The organism is Fundidesulfovibrio sp. (assembly GCF_058402725.1).
In genome coordinates this window covers 1-8791 of record NZ_JBZVFJ010000138.1, presented here as the reverse complement: position 1 = coordinate 8791, position 8791 = coordinate 1, and the positions used below count along the sequence as shown (strand labels likewise).

Genomic DNA, 8791 nt, shown 5'->3' with positions numbered 1-8791 from the left:
AGAGTGAGATGAAATCGTCCACGGTGTCCAGGGTTTCAAATACCCGCGCGATGTCCACGCGTTTGCCCACCAGTTCCAGGAGCGCGGCCCGGCCCTCGGGCGTGTTCTGCTTGACCATGGGGATGAGATAGTATCCGTCCGGCCAGGCGTCTCCGAGCTGGGCCTTGAAGACCAGGGAGACGGGCACTGTGTAGACCACGTGGCATCCGGGTATCTTCAGCTGGTCGGCGTGGTGGATGAACATCTCGAAGTGGTTGGAGATTTCCTTGTTGGTCCGGTAGGTGATCTTCTCCAACGCATCGACGATAAGCACGATGCCGTTCTTCTCCAGAACCTTGACCATGGAACGGGCATCGAGGATGTAGCGCTTCATCAGGGCAAGAAAAGTGGAGAGGTCCTGATCGAGTTTCTTGCGGATTTCCTTGCGCTGGGAGCTGGCGCTCTTGATCTCGGCCGAGGCCTTGCCGAAAAGCTTGCCGATGCCAAGGATGCTGATGCCGGCCTCCCCGCCCGCCTGGGCTGAGGACGAACCGCCATGCTCTTCCACCGAGGTGAGGATGCGATCGGCAAACCAATCTTTGATGTCTCGAAGGAGCTTTTCGTTGATGGCGACACCGGCTGCTTCCAGCGCCTCGCCCAGCGACTGCATGACCACCAGCAGCACGTCGAGGTACGAAACATCTCCCAGGTCGAGCTTTTCTCCGATATCGACATAGACGACGAATTGACCGTCTCTCTCTAAATGGTCCCGCAGGCAGAGCAATTCGGTGGTCTTGCCGCTTCCTCGATGGCCAGTGACGAGCTTGTGCAGCCAGTTGCCGTCCTGGGACGTCCGGATTTCCCATCCGACCCGGCTGGCCATGTCGTCCGCTGAGCGTACGTCGTTGAGGTCCACACGCCGTTCATCGCCCGGCTGGAGCGCTTCGTCCGGGTCGCAGGCGCGCCAGACGTCGTCGAGGCTGACGGCGGGGTAGGTGCTCATGAAGGTCTCCTGAAGGGCAACTGCGGAAGCAATTGAAGCAATTAGCCCAGTTGCCCAGAGCAGGCAAGGCCCGGAGCGTCGCGGCGCCGAGGGCGGCCAACGCGGTGGTCTCCGGTGAAATCCGCGAAGCAAGGTGGGCAGCCAAAGGGCCAGGCCTCGGGCAGAGGGCTTCCTCCCGACGGCCCAGCCGGTGGCCTGTCTGAGACTTCGGATGCTTCCGCCGCCTGCCAGGCCCGACGCCTCATGGCGTCGCCGCTGGTTGCGCATCCAGCGGCGGCAGCGGATCGGAGCGCTATGTTGTCGTGGTCTTGGCGGTGCTCCCGGTGCTCCCCGCGTTGCTGGCGGTCTGTTGGGCGGAGGATGCCGACGCGGAGGTTGTGGTCGTGGTTGCGGTCGTGGACGTGCTGTTGGTCGCCGCAGTGGTGGTCTTCTTCGTGGCGGCTGTCGTCGCTGCGGAGCTTGACGTCGTCGAGGAGGAGGTTGTTTGGGTATTGGCTGGCGTTACGGGCGCTGCCAGCAGTCCCATGCGTGTCATTTGCTGGTTCATGAGCAGGAATGCGGCGGTGGTGGCCATCGTGTTGCGGCTGGCAAAGGCCGCTCCGGCGTGCTGGTGCAGGTTCATGAGCACGGCGCTGTCCGGTGAAGCGGGTTTTTCGGCGGCAGGCCCGGGTTGGCTGGCCGCCTGCATGGCCAGGTTGGTCTGGATTGCCTGGGCGATCTGGGCCGCGAAGAGGCCTGGGTCGGCGGCGTCGACGGCAGTGGCGGCGCTTTGAGCTGTCTGGGGAACCAAGTTTTCCATGGCGGTGATCATGGGCGCACCTCTGTGTCGCCCGGCGGGAAAAGAATGCCGGGTCTGGGTCTTTGACGCGTACTAAGCAAGGGCCGTGCCCCGTGAGGGCACGGCCCTTGGAAAGGCCTCGGGAGGTGCGCTGTGCGTCGGGCGGAGACGGTCGCGGCTCAGTCGATGCCCAGGTTGGGCCAGAGCTGGCTGATGCGGGCGCGCACTTCGGGGCTCATGGTCAGGGCGTCGGGCCATTCGCGGTGGTGTCCCTCGTCGGGGCCTTTGCGGGTGGCGTCGATGCCGATCTTGCCGCCCAGATGGGGCAGGGGGCCTGCATGGTCCAGGGCGTCGGTGGGGCCGTCCACCACCACGATGTCGCGCCGCCAGTCCACGTTGTTGCCCACGCGCCAGAGCACTTCCGAGACGTTCTGCACGTTCACTTCCTTGTCCACCAGCACGATGGCCTTGGTGAACATCATCTGGCCCATGCCCCAGAGGGCGTACATCACCTTGCGGGTCTGCCCGGGGTAGCGCTTGTCGATGGAGACGAAGCAGAGGTTGTGGAACACGCCTTCCACGGGGAGGTTCATGTCCACCACTTCGGGAAGCTGCTTCTTGATGAGCGGCAGGAAGATGCGTTCGGTGGCCTTGCCCATGTAGGTGTCTTCCATGGGGGGCGGCCCCACCAGGGTGGCGGGGTAGATGGCGTCGGAGCGGTGGGTGATGGCCGTCACGTGGAACACGGGATAGTCGTCGGCCAGGGAGTAGTAGCCGGTGTGGTCGCCGAAGGGGCCTTCGCGGCGACGCTCACCGGGCTCCACATAGCCTTCGAGCACGAACTGGGCGTTGGCGGGCACTTCCAGGTCGCAGGTCTTGCAGCGCACCAGCTCCACGGGGGACTGGCGGATGAAGCCAGCGAAAAGGAACTCGTCGATCTCGTCGGGGATGGGCGCGGTGGCGGCGAAGGTGACGGCCGGGTCCGGCCCCAGGGCCACGGCCACGGGGAGGCGTTCGCCGCGCTTTTCGGCCAGGTGGTAGTGGTAGGCCCCGCCCTTGTGCTTGTGCCAGTGCATGCCGGTGGTGTTCCGGTCGTAGACCTGCATGCGGTACATGCCCATGTTGCGCGTGCCGGTCTCGGGGTTTTTGGTGATCACCAGGGGCAGGGTGATGAAGGGCCCGGCGTCTCCGGGCCAGGTGGTGAGCACGGGGAGGATGGAGAGGTCCACCTGGTCGCCGGTGAGCACCACGTCCTGGCAGCGGCCGCTGGAGACGGTCTTGGGGAAGATGTTGGCCATCTGGGCGAGCTTGGGCAGGAGCTTGAGCTTCTCGATGATGCCGTCGGGCTTCTTCATCTCCATGAACAGTTCGATCTTCGAGGCCAGTTCGTCCAAGCTTTCCGCGCCCAGGGACATGTTCATGCGCCGTTCGGAGCCCAGGGTGTTGGTGAGCACGGGGAAGCGGCTGCCGCGCACGTTCTCGAAGAGGAGCGCCGGTCCTGCGGCCTTGCTCACCCGGTCGGTGACCTCGGCGATTTCCAGTTTTTTGTCGAGTTCCACACCGATGCGGCGCAGTTCGCCCTGGCGTTCCACGGCGTGCAGGAAGTCCTGGAGGTCCTTGAATGCCATATGTCGTCTCCGTGATGGGCTGATGATGGGCGGACGTTTCTCAGGCGGCACGGGAGCATCGGGTCCCGGCGAGGGAATCCGCTGCCTGCGCCTGCGCTGCCGATGCGTACGCTTCTACAGGTATTCCACAAGCTTCACGCTGGTGTTGCGCAGCCGGAAGCTCATGAGCCGGGCGATGTTGGTGGTCACCTTGAGGGCGAGCTTCAGGTCCTTGGCGCAGAGGCGTTCGTAGTTGTTCCGGGAGAGCACCAGGAGGCTCACGCCGTCCAGGGCGCGGGCGGTGGCGGAGCGGGGCGGCCCCTCGATGAGGGCCAGTTCGCCGAAGGCGCGGCCGGGGCCGATGCGCACCAGGCACTTGGGCTTGTGCTCGGGGGAGGTGTCTTTCTTGGTGATCTCGATGGAGCCTTCCAGGATGATGGCCATGGAGTCGTCGGGGTCGCCCTCGGCGAACACCACGGAGCCCCGTTCGTGCCGGGTCAGGCGCAGGTAGCGGCAGAGCCGCTTGACGTCGTCCTCGGAGAAGTCCTTGGCCCAGGTGGAGTTGTCGATCATCTCCAGGAGCTTGGGGCCAACGTCCGGGTCGTGGAAGAGGTCTTCGGGCGTCTCGTAATCCATGGGCGTCCTCCGCCCGGGATCATGCCACAGGAACGCGCGATGCGCTAGCCGGGCTTTTGCTCCCCGGGGCGATCGCGCAGCACGCGCCGGAGCACCTTGCCCACGAAGGTCTTGGGCAGCTCGTCCAGGAATTCGACGTGTTTGGGCGTCTTGTAGGCGGCAAGCTTCTCCCGGCACCAGGCCAGCACCTCGGCGCGCGTGAGCTCCGAGCCGGGAACGGGCGCCACGAACACCTTGACCACCTCGCCGCGCGTGCGGTGGGGCACGCCCACGGCGGCCACGTCGGCGACCTTGGGGTGGGCGTGGAGCACTTCCTCGATCTCGCGCGGGTAGACGTTGTAGCCGCCCGAGATGATCATGTCCTTCTTGCGGTCCACGATGAAGAAGTAGCCGTCCTGATCCATCACGGCCACGTCGCCGGTGTGCAGCCAGCCGTCGCGGAGCGCCTCCGCGGTGTCCTGCGGGCGGTTCCAGTAGCCCGCCATCACCTGGGGGCCTTTCACCAGCAGTTCGCCGGGCGCGCCTGGGGGCACGTCCTTGCCGGGGTCGGCCGTGTCCACGATGCGGGCCATGGTGTCCGGGAAGGGCAGGCCGATGGAGCCCTCCTTTCGGTCGCCCACCAGGGGATTGATGTGCGTGAAGGGCGAGGCCTCGGTGAGGCCGTAGCCCTCCACGAGTTCCGCGTCGGTCACCTCCGCGAAACGTCGCTGCAGATCGATGGGCAGCGGCGCGGAACCGCTGATGCAGAAGCGCACGGACTTGAGGTCGTAGCGGGGCAGATCCTTCTGCTGCATGAGCGCCATGTACACCGAGGGCGTGCCGGGGAACACCGTGGGCTTGTGGCGGTGGATGGCCTTCAGGGTCTCCAGGGGGTCGAAGCGGGGCAGGGGGATGATGGTTGCCCCGCAGTCCGTGGCGAAGTTCACGTTCACCATGAGGCCGTAGATGTGGAAGAAGGGCAGGAGCCCCAGGAAGACCTCGGGCGACTCTCCGATGGAATAGAGGATGGAGCGGGCCTGCTGGATGTTCACCGAGAGGTTGCGGTGGGTGAGCATCACGCCCTTGGCCAGGCCCGTGGTGCCCCCGGTGTACTGGAGCATGGCCAGGGCGCGCTCGGGGTCAACGCCTGGCTCGAAGAGGGGGGCGCGGGCCAGCGCGGAATCCCAGGCGAGCACGCGGCTGCCGTCCAGGTCCAGGGGGGGCAGCTTGCCCTCGCGCCAGGCCTTGAGGCGGTAGAGCCAGTTGAGCGGGAAGCCAAGCGCGCCGCTGACCCGCGTGACCAGGATGCGTTCCAGCCTCGACCCGCGCAGCAGCCGGGAGTGCCGGGCAAGCAGGAGGTCCAGCACCACGAGGACCTTGGCCCCGGAGTCCTCCAGGATGTGGCGGAGTTCCGTCTCCATGTAGAGCGGGTTGACGAACACCACCGTGGCCCCGGCATAGAGCGCGCCCCAGTAGCTGACGAGGGTCTGGGGCAGGTTGGGGAGCATGATGGCCACGCGGTCGCCGGGGGTGACGCCCAGGCGGCGCAGTCCGGCTGCGAAGCGTCCGGCGCGCTGGCGCAGCTGGGCGTAGTTGCAGCGCCAGTTGCGGAAGGCGATGGCCGTGCGTTCGGGCCAGGCGTGGGCGGCGCGGTCCAGGATGGCCGTGAGGGGTTCGAGGCGGTAGTCCACGCTGGGCGGGACGTGGGGGTCGTAGTGGGCCAGCCAGGGCGCTTCGGTGTCGATCATGGCGGGGTGGTCTCTGTCTGAAGGGTGTTTCGAGCAGCGTACAACATCTCGCGTTTCGGGACAATGACGGGCGCTCCGCCGGGAGAAAATCCGGCCAGGAAAGGGCGTCGGCGGGCTTTACGCGGCGCTTGGTTGTCTGGTATGGGCAATGCTCTTAGGCGACGTCGTGCGCGCCCGCATCCGGCCGGTGTCCGCCGGAGTCCGGCGCGCGCTCGCCCATTCTGCAGGCGAACAGACCACATTCAGAAACTGAATCCATTCTGCACCACCGGACGCGCGCCCCGCGCTGGGCGTCCCGAGAGCGGCAAAGGAGCGGCTATGACCACCATTTCCCAATTCATGGACCACAACTTCCGGCACTTCAACGCCCGCGAGACGCTGGACGCCGCCAAGGCCTGGAAAGACCTGCTCGACGGCGGGGGCCAGATGTTTCTGACCATGGCCGGCGCCATGAGCACGTGCGAGATCGGCATCATCCTTTCGCGCATGATCCGCGAGGGCAAGGTGCACACCATCTGCTGCACGGCGGCCAACCTTGAAGAGGACCTGTTCAACCTCTTCAACCACAACGAGTACAAGATGGTCCCCAACTACCGGGACCTCTCGCCCGAGGCCGAGAAGGAGCTCTACGACGCGGGCTTCAACCGCGTCACGGACACCTGCATCCCCGAGGGCGTGCTGCGCCAGGTGCAGCGCGACATCGCCAAGCTGTGGAAGAAGGCGGCCGACGAGGGCAAGCCCAAGTTCCCCTACGAGTTCATCTACGACCTGCTGGACCAGCCCGGCATCGAGAAGCTGTTCCAGGTTCCTGCGGAGCATTCGTGGGTGCTGGCGGCCAAGGAGATGGGCGTGACCATCTACACGCCCGGCTGGGAAGACTGCACGCTGGGCAACATCTTCGTCTCCGAGGTGATGAGCGGCAACGTGAAGAGCCACGGGGCCATCCGCCACGGCACGGAGCAGATGGAGCACCTGGCCAAGTGGTACATCGAGATGGCCAAGAAGAAGACGCCCATCGGGTTCTTCCAGATCGGCGGCGGCATCGCGGGCGACTTCCCCATCTGCGTGGTGCCCATGCTCATCCAGGACCTGGAGCTGGAAGACACGCCGTTCTGGGCGTACTTCTGCCAGATCAGCGACTCCACCACGAGCTACGGCTCCTACTCGGGCGCAGTGCCCAACGAGAAGATCACCTGGGGCAAGCTGGACATCCACACGCCCAAGTTCATGATCAACTCCGACGCGGCCATCGTGGCCCCGCTGATCTTCAGCTACGTGCTGGGCGACTAGGCGCGCAGAGGAAGAGCGAGAGACGGCCGGAAGACGGCCGAGACGAAAGACAGACGGTTTGAAGAAGGCCGCCCCCGTGAGGGGGCGGCCTTATTTCATTAGCTACTATGAGTTGATATCTATTGTGGATGTAGGATGTCTTCTTGAAGAATGATTCTACGTATGCTTCTTTTGTCGTCAAAGGGCACGATCCATTCTTCCTCTTCGCCTTCAATGTGTTTGTGCGTTGAATAGTCGATGGGCATGCCTTTTGTTTGGATCATGTCAACGTATGTTCCGTAGTCGAGGCAGTAGATATTGTACCGTTTTCCAGGGTTATCCTTGTCAGCGTATCCTCGTTGTACAAGGTGGATAACTCGCATGTCGAATAGTCTTTGAACAGTTTGGTTCTTTTGAAGTTCTCTGGAGAGCATGAATGAGCGGGCTCTTTTGTTGCCGATTACTTCGCCCACAATTCGCTCGAGAACTTTGCGTAAGTCGTCGTCGAGCGCTTCACTCTTGTCCTTTTCAAACCAACTGCGCGAAGACTCAATTACGGACTGTCTATCGATGCTGCTTCTGCCTCTCCGTAGGGCGTCAAAGTATGCATTCATAAAGATGTTAATCAGGTCGCGTACAACACCCTCCGAAGCGCGGACCAGTTCGTCGAACACCTTGCTTGAGGTGAACAGGCGAGAAGGGAGGTGTATGGGGCCTGAAATGGATAATGTTGTTTGAAAATAATCCTGGGGTAGTCCGCTTTCGATGTGACGATAGAGTATGTTTGAGAATAGCTGTGATATTTGGGTTGGGTTTCGATCATAAACATAATAGTCGTCGATGTCCAGTGCTATGGTAATGTCGGCACCGGGTTCGATGCCTATGGTCTGGCCATTGTCCGTCCTGTGAAATTCAGACCTGTACTCAAGGGCTGCAATTTTTACAGAGATTCTGCTGCATGGGAGACAGCTGCGCTTAAGGAATTCGGCGAAGTATGGTTGAATGTCGGTTGGCAAAGAAGACCATTCGTCGATGAGTAGGAATAAGTCGATGTTGAGTCTGTCGAGGATTGCAGAAAGAAGGCTGTGGATATCTCCGAAAATTACTTTGTCTTCACTTAAAATAGAGAAAGATGTTTCTGATTTTGTTGCCGATCCAGTTGCCTTTGTTGCCTCAAGGCTGAGTTTTGGTGAGCGGAGTGACGCTTCCGCTTTGATGCCATCTGTTTGTTTTGTTTCATTTGATTGTTCAACTTTGAGTGATGTCCTTGTGTATGATTCCTTGCGGCTGCACAAGGCGTTGCTTAGGTCGACTAATAGGTCGAATGGTTGGTCTTTTTCTTCGCCATAGGTTGCGATTGCCTCAAGGAGTTCATTGTAGATTACACTGGAGAAGTCTTTGAAAAGGGACAAGCATCGGATTCCCATGGGGATTGTTGTGTCTGTAAACTGAGAAGAACTTCCAAATGTTCTGCAGTCAAAATAGATTGGTTTCGAGTTGCTAGCTTTTTCAATGTTTTTCATTAGAACACGTAGTATGTGTGTTTTGCCCGTGCCACGTCTCCCGTAGAGTATTTGGTGGTTTCTGTTTTGAAGTTGCGGCAAGATGCCAGAGTCAACATATATTTCGACAAGTCTGTCTATGTCTGTTTGTCTTTCGGATCTTTGCAGTATGTTAGAGACAGACTTAACGAGTTCTTGGTCGTTGAGCATGGTATATTCCTTTTGTCTCGGTATGGTGAGACCCCTGCACGGTAAAACGCCTCAATAGACCTTCCAACTATTCGTAATTC

General features: G+C 61.6%; 7 protein-coding genes. 1 reads left to right on the top strand and 6 read right to left on the bottom strand.

Annotated features, from left to right (window positions below; all coding sequences use genetic code 11):
• The 5 genes from ACV4UX_RS15220 to ACV4UX_RS15200 all read right to left on the bottom strand — a co-directional run.
• Positions 1–982, bottom strand: a 982-nt coding sequence (locus tag ACV4UX_RS15220) for a P-loop NTPase family protein (RefSeq protein WP_491594132.1), incomplete at its 3' end; no start/stop codon positions are given.
• Positions 983–1274: 292 nt separating this feature from the next.
• Complete coding sequence (locus ACV4UX_RS15215) at positions 1275–1793, bottom strand: hypothetical protein (protein WP_491594131.1); 519 nt, start codon at positions 1791–1793, stop codon at positions 1275–1277.
• 146 nt (positions 1794–1939) lie between these two features.
• Positions 1940–3388, bottom strand: a complete 1449-nt coding sequence (locus ACV4UX_RS15210) for a menaquinone biosynthesis decarboxylase (protein WP_491594130.1) — start codon at positions 3386–3388, stop codon at positions 1940–1942.
• A 114-nt stretch (positions 3389–3502) separates the two neighbouring features.
• Positions 3503–4003: a cyclic nucleotide-binding domain-containing protein gene (locus ACV4UX_RS15205; protein ID WP_491594129.1), complete on the bottom strand. Its 501-nt coding sequence runs from the start codon at positions 4001–4003 to the stop codon at positions 3503–3505.
• A gap of 44 nt (positions 4004–4047) precedes the next feature.
• Positions 4048–5730, bottom strand: a complete 1683-nt coding sequence (locus tag ACV4UX_RS15200; RefSeq protein WP_491594128.1) for a long-chain-fatty-acid--CoA ligase — start codon at positions 5728–5730, stop codon at positions 4048–4050.
• A gap of 318 nt (positions 5731–6048) precedes the next feature.
• Between ACV4UX_RS15200 and ACV4UX_RS15195 the strand changes: the two genes are divergently transcribed.
• Positions 6049–7020 (top strand): deoxyhypusine synthase family protein, encoded by a 972-nt coding sequence (locus ACV4UX_RS15195; RefSeq protein WP_491594127.1) that lies wholly within the window; start codon positions 6049–6051, stop codon positions 7018–7020.
• Positions 7021–7139: 119 nt separating this feature from the next.
• Here the strand turns inward: ACV4UX_RS15195 and ACV4UX_RS15190 are convergent, their stop codons facing one another.
• A complete protein-coding gene (locus ACV4UX_RS15190; RefSeq protein WP_491594126.1) occupies positions 7140–8711 on the bottom strand; it encodes an ORC-CDC6 family AAA ATPase in 1572 nt (523 codons plus the stop codon).
• Positions 8712–8791 lie beyond the last annotated feature (80 nt).

Bases quoted from the DNA above. Each gene is read 5' to 3' on its own strand.
- ACV4UX_RS15200 (WP_491594128.1), bottom strand. From the start codon at position 5,730: ATGATCGACACCGAAGCGCCCTGGCTGGCCCACTACGACCCCCACGTC.
- ACV4UX_RS15205 (WP_491594129.1), bottom strand. From the start codon at position 4,003: ATGGATTACGAGACGCCCGAAGACCTCTTCCACGACCCGGACGTTGGC.
- ACV4UX_RS15190 (WP_491594126.1), bottom strand. From the start codon at position 8,711: ATGCTCAACGACCAAGAACTCGTTAAGTCTGTCTCTAACATACTGCAA.
- ACV4UX_RS15210 (WP_491594130.1), bottom strand. From the start codon at position 3,388: ATGGCATTCAAGGACCTCCAGGACTTCCTGCACGCCGTGGAACGCCAG.
- ACV4UX_RS15195 (WP_491594127.1), top strand. From the start codon at position 6,049: ATGACCACCATTTCCCAATTCATGGACCACAACTTCCGGCACTTCAAC.
- ACV4UX_RS15215 (WP_491594131.1), bottom strand. From the start codon at position 1,793: ATGATCACCGCCATGGAAAACTTGGTTCCCCAGACAGCTCAAAGCGCC.